The organism is Streptomyces sp. NBC_00038 (genome assembly GCF_026343635.1).
Lineage (GTDB): Bacteria > Actinomycetota > Actinomycetes > Streptomycetales > Streptomycetaceae > Streptomyces.
The window spans coordinates 3293542-3306326 of sequence record NZ_JAPELQ010000001.1; the positions used below are offsets into that span (position 1 = coordinate 3293542).

Genomic DNA, 12785 nt, shown 5'->3' on the forward strand with positions numbered 1-12785 from the left:
TCAGGCCTTTCCAGATCCAGAAACGGGGGTGCCGGGGGTGATGGTGCGGAGGGAACGGTCGATGAGGGTCACGGCCAGGAGCAGCACGGCTCCGGCGAGCATGAACAGGGCCAGCTCGTGCAGCCCGTGGGTGTCGGCGCCGTGGGCGAAGAAGGCCGCAGTGGCGGCGGAGGCGCCCATCGCGCCGAGGTAGGTGAAGGTGCGCAGCAGTCCGGCGGCGGAGCCGATGCGGTCGGGGTCGGCCTGCCGGTAGAGGGCGGTCTGGTTGGCGAGGCCGTTGAGACCCTGCGGTACGCCCATGAGGACGCCGGCGGCGGCGAGCAGCCAGACCGGGGAGCCTGAGCCCACCACAAGGAGCACCGCACAGCCGGCGATCTGCGCGAGTCCGCCGACGACCAGCTTGGCGCGGACCGCCTCGCGCCGTCCGGTGGCGCCGGCGACGGCCAGCGCGGTCAACGACAGCGGCAGCAGGAGGAGTCCGGCGGCGGAGGCGTGCAGCCCGCGCCCCTCCTCCAGCCACTGCGTGAAGCCGTACAGGAACGCGTACACGGCGGTGAAGGCCAGGAACTGACGCAGGAAGGTGGCCAGCATGGGCAGGTTCCCGCCGAGCACCCGCAGATCGATGAAGGGCTCCGCGACGCGCAGTTCCCGCAGGACGAGCCCGCTGCCCGCGACGGCTGTCAGCCCGAGGAGATACAGGCCGGCGACGCCCGGGTTCATCAGGAACAGCATCAGCGAGACGAGCATCGCGGCGAACAGCGCCATGCCCACGAGGTCCACGGCCCGCTTCGCAGGCGGCGTCTGGAACGAATGCTTCGGCAGGCGCAGCGAGCCGAGCACCAGACAGGCCAGCGACAACGGGATGTTGACGGTGAAGACGATCCGCCAGCCGCCCGCGCCGATGAGCAGCCCGCCCAGTGTGGGGCCGATGACGACGACACCCTGGTTGGCGACCGAGAGCGCGGTCAGGACTCCGGTCGGGCTGTCGTGCCCCGTGCGCTCGGCCTCGCTCCGGGTGAGGTACATGGACGCGGGATACGCGGCCGACGTACCGAATCCGAGCAGCACCCGGGCGGCGATCAGCACGCCCAGGGAGGGGGCGAGGGCACCGAGGAGTCCGGCGATCCCCACCAGCGCCGTACCGGTGAGGTAGAGGCGACGGGGTCCGTACGTGTCGACCAGCCGCCCGATGACGGGCTGGCCGACGGCGGTGGCGAGGTAGAGCGCGGAGACGAGCCACGCCGTCTCCGAGGGCGGCGCCCCGAACGCGGCCCCGATCGGCACCAACGCCACCGCGATCATCGAGGAGTTGACCGGGTTGAGTACGGAACCGAGGATCATCGGGGCGATCAGCCGCCGGTCGAAGCCCGCCGGGGCCGCGCGCGGCGGTCTGGTGGAGCGGGCGAGTTTCGGTATCACTGCCGGGTGAGCCGTTCCAGTACGGCCATCGCCTCGACGACGGTCTGCCGCTCGGCCTCCGTGCAGCGGTCCTGGAAGGCCCGGGCCAGCCACTCCTCGCGGGCCTGCCGGGTGCCCTCGACACGCTCGCGACCGGCGTCGGTCAGCGTGACGAGCTGACGCCGGCCGTCAGTCGGATCCGGGCTGCGCTCGATCAACCCCTGCTCGTCGAGTGCGGCGAGCGTGGTGGCCATCGACTGCGGGCGGACCCCCTCTGCGGCCGCCAGCGCGCTGGCCGTGGCGGCCCCGCTCTTGCTCACCAGGGTGAGGGCGGACACCTGCGAAGGCGTGAGGTCGTCCGTCTCGGAGACCTCCCTGATCCGCCGCCGCAGCCGGCTGAACGCCACGCGCAGATCGAGTGCGGCGCGGGCGGCGGACTCGGAGATGCCCTCGGCGGCCTCGGTGTCTTTGTCCATGCCGCCAAGCTAATTTATTCAGTCTGGACTGTCCAGTTGCAACTGAACAGTCTGGACTGAGGCAGCCTCTCTTTAGGCGCAACCGACGGGTTGCACCTAGAGCCCCTGTTGTGCAACCCTGGGGTTGCAAGTCAATGGCGGCGACGAACGGAGTCAGCTCATGAGCTCGGACCGGATCGAACGCGAAACCCTGATCTCGGCACCCCTGGAGCGGGTCTGGTCGCTGGTGGCCCAGCCCGGGTTCTGGGTGGCCGACAAGGCGAGTCTGCCCGGCACCGTGGCCAAGGAGGGCGAGTCGATGGTGGCGAAGAACGCCGAGCACGGCGACTTCCCGGTGCGGGTGGAGAAGGTCGAGCCGCCGACGTACCTGGCCTACCGCTGGACCAGCGCATTCCCTGGAGAAGAGCTGCGCGAGGACAACAGCACCCTCGTGGAGTTCACGTTGACCCAGGAAGGCGACCAGACGCGGCTGCGCGTCGTCGAGAGCGGGTTCGCTGCGCTGGCCGGGTCCGAGGAACTGCGCAGTCAGAACCTCAAGGACCACAGCGAAGGCTGGCCCCTGGAGCTCGACGCGCTCAAGACGCGCGCGGAACAGCCGTCCACGTGACGGCAGAACGTCCCGGCGCCGCCGAGGCCGTCGACAGCGTCCTCGGCGCACTGGCCGACCCGACGCGACGCCGGCTGCTGGACCTGCTCGCCGCCCAGGGCGAGGCCACCGCGACGACACTCGCCGAACGCCTTCCCGTCTCCCGGCAGGCCGTGGTCAAGCACCTCGCCGTCCTGGACTCCGCCGGGCTGGTCTCCGGCAGCAGGGTCGGACGCGAGGTCCGGTACGCGGTACGGCCCGCGGCCCTCGACACGACGGCACGGTGGATGGCCTCACTCGCCGCCGACTGGGACCGGCGACTGGCGAACATCAAACGCGTGGCGGAGGCGGCGGAGCGGGGGGCGGGTACGGGGTCGGGGCCGGGGCCGGGGTCGGGGTCGGGGTCGGGGTCGACGCGATCCGACTGACGGGGTTCGGGTTCGGCACGACCCGACCGACGGGACTCAGGCTCGGGCTCGACCCGACCCGACCCGACCCGACCGACGGGATTTCAGGCTCGCTATGACTCGACTGCTCGACTGAAAGGACGCAGGTTATGGACTCGTCAGCACTCCGCAGCGCCTACGACGACTTGCTCGCCGCGGCGGCTCGCCCCGACCTCGGCGACGCGGACGACGGAGGATGGAACGCCGACCAGATCCTGGCCCATCTCCTCAGCGTCGATGCCGCGACCGCGGCGGTTGCCCTCGGCGTCGTCGCCGGCTCGCGACCCACCTTCGACAACCGGGTCTCCCTCGACACCTGGAACCTTGACCGGATCGTCGGCGAGCACGCGGACAGGGCGGCCCTGATGGAACACGTCCGAAGCCAGGCCACCGTCCTGTGCGACATCGCCGATCAGCTCAACGAGGAAGCCGCCTCGGTCCTGGTGCCCGCGCTCCTCCTGTCCAACGACACCCTCGTGGCGGACCAGCCGATTCCGCTCGCAGGCCTCATCAACGGCCTCGCCGAGAACCACGTGCCAGGGCACACCCGACAACTCCTCGACTTGCGCGTCACAACCCCTGGACACGCCTGAAAGTCGCCGATGCATTGACCCTTGGCAGGCGGCGCGCTTTCATCGCGTGAATCCTTGTGAGTCCTCTGCGCAGGGCCGGGGGCACGGGATACGGGGGGCGGCTGTGGCCGTCCCCCGCCGAAGGGGGAGCCACCTGATGAGACCTTCCTTACGCATCACCATGACCGCCGTTCTGGCAGTCATGGTCTCCTGTCTCGCCTGGCCTGCGGGGGCCGCCACCGGCGACTTGGTCCCAGGCACCGAACGGATCAGTGTGGCCCCCGACGGCACCGGCGGAAACAATCACTCGACGGACCCGGTGGTCAGCGCGGACGGACGCGTCGTGGCCTTCGCCTCGTCGGCGAGCAACCTGGTGGCCGGAACGGACGTGAGGAACAGCAGCGTCTTCTACCGGACGGCTCCCGGCGCACCGCTGCGCCGCGTGGTGGTGCCCGGCGAGACGACGTCGACGCCCCAACTGTCCGAGTCGGGGCGCTACTTGACGTTCACCTCGTACTCGGCCACGACCGCGACCTCCTCCGTGCACGTGATGGACCTGCACACCGGGCTGATCGAACGCCTTGCGCCCGCGATGGACGAGGGCTACCAAGTGTCGTACGGCATCGCCCCGATCAGCGCGAGTGGACGGTACGTCGCCTTCGTGGCCCGGCCCACCGTCGACGAACACGGCGCGTTCGCCTGCCGGGTCATGCTCCTGGACCGCCGGACTCAGCAGGTGCAGCGGGTCAGCCGGCCCTCTGACGGCTCCAAGAACTTCCACCAGTGCCAGCAGATCTCGATGAGCGCCAACGGCCGCAAAGTCGCCTACCTGGAGGGCTACTCCGGGCCTGCCACCGACGACCAGGGCGACATCCTGGTGTACGACCGGGTGACCGGGCGGACCGTACAGGCGGATGCCACCCATGACGGTGCCCCGGCGGACATGTCGGCGATCGCTCCGGTGCTGAGCGCCGACGGCTCCAAGGTCGGCTTCAACTCCCAGGCCACCAACCTGGTCCCGGACGCCGACCCGAACGACGGCTGGAACGCCTTCATCCGTGATCTGCGCACGGGCACCCTCCAGCGGTACGACGGCCGGTCCCCCACCGATCTCACCCTGGTCTCGGATCTGTCGGTGAACGGCTCGAAGCTGCTCCTGAACACGGCGGACGCGAACCGCAGGACACTGGGGCTGATCCTGCGCGATCTACGCACCGGCCACGAGGAGTTGCTGTCACCGGGGCAGGACGGCAGTCCCGTCACCGTGGGGCGAGCGGCGCTGAGCGCGGACGAGTCGACGGCGGTCTTCGACTCCTACTACCCCGGCCTGGTCCCCGATGACACGAACCTGATCGGGGATGTGTTCGTCCGCACCTTGCGCTGAGCCGCAAGCGGACGACCGGGCGACAGAACGACGAAGGGCAAGGAGAGTTCGCACTCCTTGCCCTTCTCAAGGTATAGCGCACAGGGGGGCTTGCGGCAAGGCCCGGGTGGTGCCGCAGAATAGTCCGGCCAAGGCCAGGACCTGCGGAAATGGCAGATTCACGAAGCGCGTGCCTCCGGGCTGCGCGGGGCGCCCGGCCGAATCCAGTCTCGTTGAACGGGGTATCGATGATTGACGTGATCGTGGTCGGCGGCGGACCGACCGGCTTGATGCTGGCCGCCGAGTTGCGACTGCACGACGTACAGGTGGTCGTGCTGGAGAAGTTGACCGAGCCGACCACGCAGTCCCGCGGACAGGGCCTGCACGCGCGCAGCGTCGAGATGATGGACCAGCGCGGCCTGCTCGACCGGTTCCTCGCGGTCAGTGAGAAGTTCCAGGTCGGCGGTCTCTTCGGTGGCATCGCCAAGCCGTGGCCGGACCGGTTGGACACGGCTCACCCGTACGGCGTCGCCACCCCGCAGCCACTCACCGAGCGGCTGCTCAACGAGCGTGCCCTCGAACTCGGCACCGACATCCGGCGCGGCTGCGAAGTGGTCGGGCTGAGCCAGTCCGAAGACGGGGACGGGGACGGGGGCGAGGCCGGAGTGACCGTCAAGCTGGCGGACGGCACGCGGCTGCGCTCGCGCTACCTCGTCGGGGCCGACGGCGGCCGCAGTGCGGTGCGCAAGCTGCTCGGCGTCGGTTTCCCCGGCGAGCCCGCCAAGGTCGAGACGCTCCTCGGCGAAATGGAGGTGACCGAGGATCCGGCGACGATCGCCGCCGCCGTCGAGGAAGTCCGCAAGACCCAGCTGCGGTTCGGCGTCGCCCCACCCGACGAGGACGGGGTGTGCCGCGTAGTCGTGCCCGCCGACGGGGTGGCCGAGGACCGTGCGACCGAGCCGACCCTCGACGACTTCAAAAAGCAGTTGCGGGCGTTCGCCGGCACCGACTTCGGCGTGCACTCGCCGCGCTGGCTGTCCCGGTTCGGCGACGCCACCCGGCAGGCCGAGCACTACCGGGTCGGCCGGGTGCTGCTGGCCGGCGACGCGGCGCACATCCACCCGCCGACCGGCGGACAGGGGCTCAACCTCGGCGTGCAGGACGCGTTCAACCTCGGCTGGAAGCTCGCCGCCGCAGTCAACGGCTGGGCTCCGGAAGGGCTGTTGGACAGCTACCACACCGAACGGCACCCGGTGGGCGCCCGCGTGCTGGACAACACCCGCGCGCAGATCACGCTCCTCGGCACCGACCCGGGTGTGACCGCGCTGCGCGAGCTGTTCTCGAAGCTGATGGACTTCGAGGAGGTGAACCGGTACGTGACCGGGATGATCACCGCCGTAGAGATCCGCTACGACTTCGGCGAGGGCCACGAACTGCTCGGCCGCCGGATGCGGGACGTGAAGCTCAAGCAGGGTCGCCTCTACGAGCTGATGCACGGCGGCCGCGGCCTCCTGCTCGACCAGACCGGCCGCCTTTCGGTGGCGGGTTGGGCGGACCGGGTCGACCACGTCGTCGACGTAAGCGAGGAACTGGACGCGCCCGCAGTGCTGCTGCGGCCGGACGGCCACGTGGCGTGGATCGGTGAAGACCAGCAGGATCTGCTCGACCACCTGCCCAAGTGGTTCGGCGCCGCGACCGGTTGAGCCCACAGCCCCGCAGTCGCGGTTCGGTCGACTGAGTTGGTTTCGGTCACACTCGTTGTGACCGACCGGCTCAGCCGGCCCCACCTTCCAGGGCCGGGCCAACGCGCTGTGCCATCCTCTGCGCACCCGCCCCGAAGGTGCTGGGTCCCGCCCCCTGCACTGTCTGGTGGCTCAGGCCTACCAGGTGAGTTCGAGGGAGCCGCCGACCCGCAGGGCGTGCCAGCGGTCCGCGTGTTCGTCGAGGCGGGTGACGATGCGGTCGACGATCGGGGAGACCTCGTCGGCGCGTACATACGCAGGGAGGGTCTTCGCGTGGCCGCGGCGTACCTCCCAGACGGGCACCGCGATGCCCGCCAGTTCCTCCGAGCGCGCCATGTCCGCCCGCGCCTGCGGCGACGGCTGTGTCGGCTTCGACTTGCGACGGCGGGCCGCCTTGTTCCGCTCGGCGGGGTCCGCGGGCCAGAACAGGCCGTTGTCCCCGGCGGCCAGTCGCCCGTACACCCCGAGCGCGATCCCCGCTTCCGCCTCGACCAGGAAGTGAACCAGGTCGTGCGGCAGGTAGGGATGTCCGCCGGGTCCGTTGCGAGGAGCCAGCGCCGCGCCGGTCTCGCGGTGCACCGAGATGTCGTAACTCGTACCGGGGCCCTTGGTGAAGACAACACGCATGCCCGAAACGCTAGGCGCCGACCCCGCACCCCCGCACCCCGTTTTCCACCGGCTACAGCCCAGCCGCACGACGGGCGACCTCTGATCCGCGATCCCGCCGAGCCGTCAGTCCCACGATCAGTCCCACGATCAGTCCCACGAATTGAACAGCGTCGCGCCGAGGGTATTCGGCTGCCAGTGCTTGATCTGTTCCCACTCCGCGGCGGACAGCGCGGAGGTGTCCAACTCCTCCAGTGGCGAGAGGAGAAGGGCGCCGCTCAGGACGAGGAAGCCAGTGTCGCCGAGGGCCGCGGCCCATGGAGGGGGTTCTTCGAACTCGTCGGTGTACTCGTAGCGCCTGTCCCTCACGAAGGCGATCAGTGGGCGATGGGCGTGGAACAGCGCGACGTGCATGCCGTCCCGATCGACGGGCGTGGCGCTGTGGAAGTTCTGCGGGTACTCCTGCTCGGTGAAGTCCGTGACTCGCCCGCGCGCCGCACGGGCCACCGCGTACCAGGCAGCACGGCAAGCATGGGGATCGGTACTCGGTCTCGAAGGGTCATCCCGGTCGCGGAACCCCGTCACACCGCGCTCCAGGCGGAAAGCAGACCGCGAACCGTCCAACTTCCCCCCTCTGACCAGGCCGATCACGCTTCGATGGCACGAACTTACTGATGGGCGAGGTCCGGTGACAACGCCCAACCCAAGCAATACCCAAGGAGCTGCGAGGTCGCAGGCCGGATCGCCTGCGAAGAGGTCGCCGAAGTCAATCACGCCGGAGAAGGTGCCGTCCGCGGTGAGAACGTTGGCCGGATGCAGGTCGCCATGGAGCCACAGTGCCGGGCCCGCCGCCCAGTGGGGCGCGGCGGCGTCTTCTCAGACCGCGCGGACGGCGCCCGGATCGCAGCCCCAACTCGGTGGCCGAGGCGAGCTGTTTGGCGAACCCCTCCGCATGGTCGGCCGGCGGCCCCGCGATCACGACCGGCGGGGTAGCCCCCTCCGACCCGACCGGCGGGATGGCCCGAGCCTCCGCTAAAACCCGTTGGCGGACCACGGCGCCCACTGCTACTTTCCCGGAGGCCGTGCGAGAGAACGAGGAGGTGGTACCCGTGAACGCAGAATCGACATGGGTGCTCCCCTCCGGGGTCACGGTCGGGCGATAGGTCGTCCGGGAGCGCCGTCTCTGAGCCCTCCCGAAAGGCACGACCATGCATTTCACTTCCGAACAGCGCCTCGACGACGGCGTCCTCGAGCGCGAATTCACCCTCGGTGAGATCCCCGGCATCCTGTGGACGCCCGAATCCGCATCCGCACCTGCGCCGCTGATCCTGCTCGGCCACCCCGGCGGACTGCACAAGATGTACGCCCGCCTGGCGGCCCGGGCCCGGCACTCTGCGGCCACGGGCTTCGCCTCGGCCACCATCGAGCTCCCCGGAAGCGGTGACCGGCCCCGTTCCGCCGCCGCCGAGCAGGCCCGCTCCGACCTGCGCCGGACGCTGGAGGCCGGCGAGCCGGTCGGCGAGGAGATCGTGGACCGGCTCGTCCTCCCGCTGGTCGAAAAGGCGGTCCCGGAATGGCGGACCACCCTGGACGCCCTCCTTCAGCTGCCCGAGATCGGCGGCCCGGTCGGGTACTCGGGGGGAGTGATCGCCATCGGAACCCGGCTGGCGGTGGTCGAGCCGCGAATCTCGGCCGCCGTTCTGTTCGCCGGGAGTTTCGTCCCTCGCGCCATCCTTGAGGAGGCCCGCCAGGTCACCATTCCGCTGCACGTCCTGCTGCAGTGGGACGACGAAGGGAACGACCGGCAGCAGGCCCTGGATCTGTTCGACGCCTTCGGCTCCAAGGAGAAGACGCTGCACGCCAATCTGGGTGGGCACACCGGCGTCCCGCAGTTCGCGGGGGACGCGGCGGCCCAGTTCTTCACCCGGCATCTGAGCTAACCGCCGACCACCCCCGCCGTCAGGCCGGCAGCAGACGGTGGTGGGCAGGTGCACGGCGGGCAGGATGCCGCTCATCGAGGACAGGCCCCGGCCCTCGTCGATGGCGGTGTCCGGCAGACACACAACCGCCCCGATCGCGGCGGTACCGGCCATCGGCGGTACCGGCCGGTCGGGGCGGCACCCGGCCACCAGCCCCCCAACGTCACTGTCCCGTGACATCGACTCTTGAGTGTGTGCCATCGAAGTTTGAGTGACGTCGCCTCCATTGAACGGCTGCCTACCAGTTGCCACCCTGTTCAGATCGGCCGGCGACTCACGATGGGGAAACATGTTCAGTCTGCAGGGAAGGTCATCTCGGAACAGTCGGACACTTGTTGTCGCTTCCAGCACCCTGTTCGCCTTGGTACTCATCCTCGGGACCCCATTCATTCTGAACCTGCTTGCCCCAGACGATCTGGACTGGGCGCGGCTGAGCAACGTCAGCCAGACCTACGGTGCGCTGTCCGTGCTCTTCTCTGCAGCTGCACTGGCGGGGGTGACTGCCTCGTTGTGGTATCAGGCTCGCCAGACACAGATAGCCCATGAAGCCGCGCGGCGCGATGCCCATCGAGAGCTGATCATCCTGGCGCTCGGCGACCCTTCGCTCCTTCCGTGCTGGGAGCCGCCGCAGACGCCAACGACCGCCACCCGGAGGAAGCAGATCCTGTTCACCAACCTCATCGTCACCAACTGGGAGTCCGACTTCAGGCTCGGAAACCTTGGCGAGGCCGCACTCCGGGACATGTTCAACGGCCACTTCCAGGGTGAGATCGCACGCGAGCACTGGGTGAACGGTGGGCCTGGGTGGCGCGTCACGGCGGAGCTCTCCGCCGACCCGATGCGACGCCAGTTCGTGAAGATTTGTGACGAACGCTACGCGCGCGCCGTCGCCGACGGCCCTCCGGTCGCTCCTGGTCAGTACTTCGAGCCCGCTCCGTAGCTGGCCAGATTGCTGGAGAGTCGATAAGCCTCAGAGGGGCTGGTCTGCGAACCGATCAAACTTCGGTGGCACACGCTCAACGGTCGATGACACAGGACAGTCACACCCGTTCGCGTGAAGTCCCCGAAGGAACTCGCATCCCAAAATCGAACAGGCGTACCATTGCCGTGTGGCTGCGACCTATGACTTTCCGAGTGACCTCCTGGCCGGTCAGGAGGAGCTGCATCAGGTCCGGGCCGAGCTACTGGCCCTGCTGAAGCGACTCCCCTGGTCGGTCGAACCCCTGGACGGCTTCAGCGACACCAACGGCTGGCGCAAGGTGGAACGCCCCGCCTCGCCCGGCTGGACGGCGGACGAACAGGCCGAGGTGGAGAAGCTCCGACAGCGCGAGCGCGAACTCGCCGTGTTCGTGAGCTGCCACCGCTTCTGGTCGCAAGTCACGCCCGCGGAAACGGTCGACGCCCGCGCGAGCCTGAAGCACGCCCACGAGGACCCGGCGTGAACGCGAAGGCTCAGTCCGCCTTCGGAGGAGTCCGAGGAGTCCGGGGCGTACGCAGAGTCCGCCGGAGCGTCTCGAAGGCCGTGGGGCGCGGGCGGTCCGCAAGGAAGTCCCGTACGCGAAGAGCGCATTCCGGCGGGCCCTGAAGGCTGGTGTCGACGTCGAGGTCATGCAGTTCGTGGGAGTGGACCTCGTCGTACTGCATGGCGGCCAGCCCCCGCTGCCGGTCCCCGCGTTCGGCCTCGCGCCGCTCCAGCTCGGGCAGCGGACAGCGCACCCCGACCAGAACGGTGTCCTCGGGCACGAGCAGGTCGAGAAGATCGAGCAGCCGCCAACGACGACTCAGCGGATGGTCGACGACGACGTTGTTGCCACCCGCGGCCATACCCGCGACGGCCCGGTGGAAGCCCTTGACCGTGCGATCGATCTCCGCCTGAAGATCCTCGTCGGCCAACTCGCCACCGCCGCGCATGGAATGGAAGACGTCCACCGGCATGTGGAACCACGTCCCATCGAGGACACCGAGCAGTTCCCGGGCGATGCTGCTCTTGCCGGAGCTGGACGTGCCGTTGAGCAGGATGACCGTGCCCCCGGTCTTCGTTTCGGGGATACGCGCGTGATCCGGATCCGCGGTGCCCGGAGCCGCCTCGGTCGCCATGGTGCCGTCCCTACCCTGTCAATGAGCCCGGCGGACCGGGTAGGACGCCTGAAAGGCCAACCGCTGATCGGCTCCCTCACCGAGCGCCCCGAGCACATCGTCGAACGCCAGGAACTCCTCCCACCTCGTCCGGCCACTCGCCACGGCCAGCCGGGCGACCACGAGATCCTCCAGCTCCTGGACGCGCTTGTTCTTCCAGATCTTGTCCGCCACGCTCACCAGCAGATCCTCGACCCCGATGTCCGGTCCGTTCCAGGCCGCGTGGGTCCCCGCGAACCGGGCCAGTTCCGCGCCGACGCCCTGACCCAGCAGCAGTTCACGTCCGGCCTCCTCGTGCGCGGAGCCGGGCCCGGACAGTTCCCCGACGTGCACCGTCTTCCCTATGTCATGCGTGGCCGCCCCGAAGAGCACGGCATCACGGTCGAAGCGCAATGCCGGCTGCCGCTCCTCCAACCAGCCGACAAGCCGGTGCGCGACATCGTGAACGGCCCGCAGATGAGCCGCGAGACGCGGAGGGGCGTCGAGCTTCTTCAGTAGCTCCGCCACTCGGTCCGGCAGCGGGCGCAGGGGCGGGTTTCCCGTGTCGTGCAGGGCCCGCAGCAGCAGATCAGGAGACGTCACCGCGCCAGGATAGGAGCCGGGAAAGCTCAAGGCCCAGGTCCCCGGGTTAACACCCGCTGACCTGGGCCTCTCTCATGCCCCGAACCTGGTGGGCGCGGACGGTTTCGAACCGCCGACATCCGCCTCGTAAGTTCGCTCCAACTCGTCCTTGGCATGGCCCAACCACGCGCGCGAGCGTCATCCGTAGGCGCCCAATGCCGCAGCGGTCCGTGGGTGTTGATGTCAGCGTTGGATGTCAGCGGAACAGCTCCGGCGCGGGGCAGATCTCCAAGGGCTCGTCCGGCCGATCCGCCCAGTTCCACCAGACGTGCCGACTGGTACACCGCCACAGTGATCGGCAGCTCCGCCGGCCGTCGTCGTTGCGCTTGGAGAGCACGACGCCACCAGACTTCAGGGGCTGCCCGCATTCGGGGCAGGGCAGAACGTCGCTGGCCATGCGCCGCACACTAACCCGAGCGCCACTCAAGCGCCGCCCCTGATCAGTGCAGCCGAACTCTCACCTGATGGTTGTGCTCAACGTGGTCGATGACCTCACCGCGAATGCGTACCCCAAGAGCGGGCAGTCCCATCCCCTCGGGCATGGCAATGATCTCGGCAAGCCCCATGGCGTCCGGAACTCCGTCAACACGGATGAAGACGCCGAAGGGCTGACGTGCGATCACTTCTCCTGCGACGGAAGCCCCCAGAGGGAGACCTGCAAGCGTCGCCGTCCAGACTTCCTCCCGCGACTGCCCCGGCACATCGGGGCGGCGCGTTGGCCAGTTGTACTCGTCCATAGGCAGATCATGACCTGCCGAGGAGCCCGCGACTACTGCGTTGTAAGGGCGGGTGTGCGGGACGACGAGGGTGCGCAGGCCAACCCTGGGCCGGAGAGTTCCCAGCTTGGCGGCCCCCCTGGA

Annotated in this window: 15 protein-coding genes and 1 pseudogene; 8 read left to right on the forward strand and 8 right to left on the reverse strand. The window is 69.2% G+C overall.

Annotated elements, in window-relative coordinates; translation table 11 throughout:
* Together OG219_RS15065 and OG219_RS15070 are read right to left on the reverse strand one after the other, a co-directional pair.
* Positions 1-1419 carry an MFS transporter gene (locus OG219_RS15065; protein ID WP_266826786.1) on the reverse strand — a complete coding sequence of 473 codons (1419 nt, stop codon included), beginning with the start codon at positions 1417-1419 and terminating at the stop codon, positions 1-3.
* On the reverse strand, positions 1416-1874 hold the full coding sequence (locus OG219_RS15070) for a MarR family winged helix-turn-helix transcriptional regulator (protein ID WP_266826788.1): 459 nt from the start codon (positions 1872-1874) through the stop codon (positions 1416-1418). Before OG219_RS15070 ends, OG219_RS15065 begins: the two co-directional genes overlap by 4 nt.
* Positions 1875-2034: 160 nt before the next feature.
* Here OG219_RS15070 and OG219_RS15075 point away from each other — a divergent pair, with 160 nt between their 5' ends.
* The 5 genes from OG219_RS15075 (at position 2035) to rox (ending at position 6544) form a co-directional block, all read left to right on the forward strand.
* Complete coding sequence (locus OG219_RS15075; protein WP_266826790.1) at positions 2035-2481, forward strand: SRPBCC domain-containing protein; 447 nt, start codon at positions 2035-2037, stop codon at positions 2479-2481.
* A complete protein-coding gene (locus tag OG219_RS15080) occupies positions 2478-2888 on the forward strand; it encodes a helix-turn-helix transcriptional regulator (RefSeq protein ID WP_266826791.1) in 411 nt (136 codons plus the stop codon). The genes OG219_RS15075 and OG219_RS15080 overlap by 4 nt, the downstream gene beginning before the upstream one ends.
* A gap of 128 nt (positions 2889-3016) precedes the next feature.
* A complete protein-coding gene (locus OG219_RS15085; protein ID WP_266826793.1) occupies positions 3017-3499 on the forward strand; it encodes a hypothetical protein in 483 nt (160 codons plus the stop codon).
* Between the two features lie 136 nt (positions 3500-3635).
* A complete protein-coding gene (locus tag OG219_RS15090; RefSeq protein ID WP_266826795.1) occupies positions 3636-4862 on the forward strand; it encodes a hypothetical protein in 1227 nt (408 codons plus the stop codon).
* Between the two features lie 227 nt (positions 4863-5089).
* A complete protein-coding gene (gene rox, locus OG219_RS15095; RefSeq protein ID WP_266826797.1) occupies positions 5090-6544 on the forward strand; it encodes a rifampin monooxygenase in 1455 nt (484 codons plus the stop codon).
* 177 nt (positions 6545-6721) lie between these two features.
* Here rox and OG219_RS15100 read toward each other — a convergent pair whose 3' ends face one another.
* The 3 genes and pseudogenes from OG219_RS15100 to OG219_RS15110 form a co-directional block, all read right to left on the reverse strand.
* The gene (locus tag OG219_RS15100) at positions 6722-7210 is read right to left on the reverse strand and encodes a hypothetical protein (protein WP_266826799.1); all 489 of its coding nucleotides are present in this window, start codon (positions 7208-7210) and stop codon (positions 6722-6724) included.
* Between the two features lie 129 nt (positions 7211-7339).
* On the reverse strand, positions 7340-7696 hold the full coding sequence (locus OG219_RS15105) for a hypothetical protein (RefSeq protein WP_266836431.1): 357 nt from the start codon (positions 7694-7696) through the stop codon (positions 7340-7342).
* A gap of 198 nt (positions 7697-7894) precedes the next feature.
* Positions 7895-8144: pseudogene (locus OG219_RS15110) on the reverse strand (phosphotransferase); the annotation flags it as partial.
* Between the two features lie 253 nt (positions 8145-8397).
* Here OG219_RS15110 and OG219_RS15115 point away from each other — a divergent pair.
* From OG219_RS15115 to OG219_RS15125, 3 genes are all read left to right on the forward strand, one after another.
* Positions 8398-9129, forward strand: a complete 732-nt coding sequence (locus OG219_RS15115) for a dienelactone hydrolase family protein (protein ID WP_266826801.1) — start codon at positions 8398-8400, stop codon at positions 9127-9129.
* Positions 9130-9529: 400 nt separating this feature from the next.
* A complete protein-coding gene (locus OG219_RS15120) occupies positions 9530-10108 on the forward strand; it encodes a DUF6082 family protein (RefSeq protein WP_266826803.1) in 579 nt (192 codons plus the stop codon).
* Positions 10109-10277: 169 nt separating this feature from the next.
* Complete coding sequence (locus tag OG219_RS15125; RefSeq protein WP_266826805.1) at positions 10278-10610, forward strand: hypothetical protein; 333 nt, start codon at positions 10278-10280, stop codon at positions 10608-10610.
* A 10-nt stretch (positions 10611-10620) separates the two neighbouring features.
* Here the strand turns inward: OG219_RS15125 and OG219_RS15130 are convergent, their stop codons facing one another.
* From OG219_RS15130 to OG219_RS15140, 3 genes are all read right to left on the reverse strand, one after another.
* Positions 10621-11265, reverse strand: coding sequence for an AAA family ATPase (locus tag OG219_RS15130; RefSeq protein ID WP_266826807.1), 645 nt, complete (start codon positions 11263-11265; stop codon positions 10621-10623).
* Between the two features lie 18 nt (positions 11266-11283).
* Complete coding sequence (locus tag OG219_RS15135) at positions 11284-11886, reverse strand: HD domain-containing protein (protein WP_266826809.1); 603 nt, start codon at positions 11884-11886, stop codon at positions 11284-11286.
* Between the two features lie 479 nt (positions 11887-12365).
* The gene (locus OG219_RS15140; RefSeq protein ID WP_266826811.1) at positions 12366-12662 is read right to left on the reverse strand and encodes a hypothetical protein; all 297 of its coding nucleotides are present in this window, start codon (positions 12660-12662) and stop codon (positions 12366-12368) included.
* Positions 12663-12785: the final 123 nt, after the last annotated feature.

Bases quoted from the DNA above. Each gene is read 5' to 3' on its own strand.
- OG219_RS15070 (WP_266826788.1), bottom strand. From the start codon at position 1,874: ATGGACAAAGACACCGAGGCCGCCGAGGGCATCTCCGAGTCCGCCGCC.
- OG219_RS15090 (WP_266826795.1), top strand. From the start codon at position 3,636: ATGAGACCTTCCTTACGCATCACCATGACCGCCGTTCTGGCAGTCATG.
- OG219_RS15130 (WP_266826807.1), bottom strand. From the start codon at position 11,265: ATGGCGACCGAGGCGGCTCCGGGCACCGCGGATCCGGATCACGCGCGT.
- rox (WP_266826797.1), top strand. From the start codon at position 5,090: ATGATTGACGTGATCGTGGTCGGCGGCGGACCGACCGGCTTGATGCTG.
- OG219_RS15100 (WP_266826799.1), bottom strand. From the start codon at position 7,210: ATGCGTGTTGTCTTCACCAAGGGCCCCGGTACGAGTTACGACATCTCG.
- OG219_RS15075 (WP_266826790.1), top strand. From the start codon at position 2,035: ATGAGCTCGGACCGGATCGAACGCGAAACCCTGATCTCGGCACCCCTG.
- OG219_RS15140 (WP_266826811.1), bottom strand. From the start codon at position 12,662: ATGGACGAGTACAACTGGCCAACGCGCCGCCCCGATGTGCCGGGGCAG.
- OG219_RS15115 (WP_266826801.1), top strand. From the start codon at position 8,398: ATGCATTTCACTTCCGAACAGCGCCTCGACGACGGCGTCCTCGAGCGC.
- OG219_RS15085 (WP_266826793.1), top strand. From the start codon at position 3,017: ATGGACTCGTCAGCACTCCGCAGCGCCTACGACGACTTGCTCGCCGCG.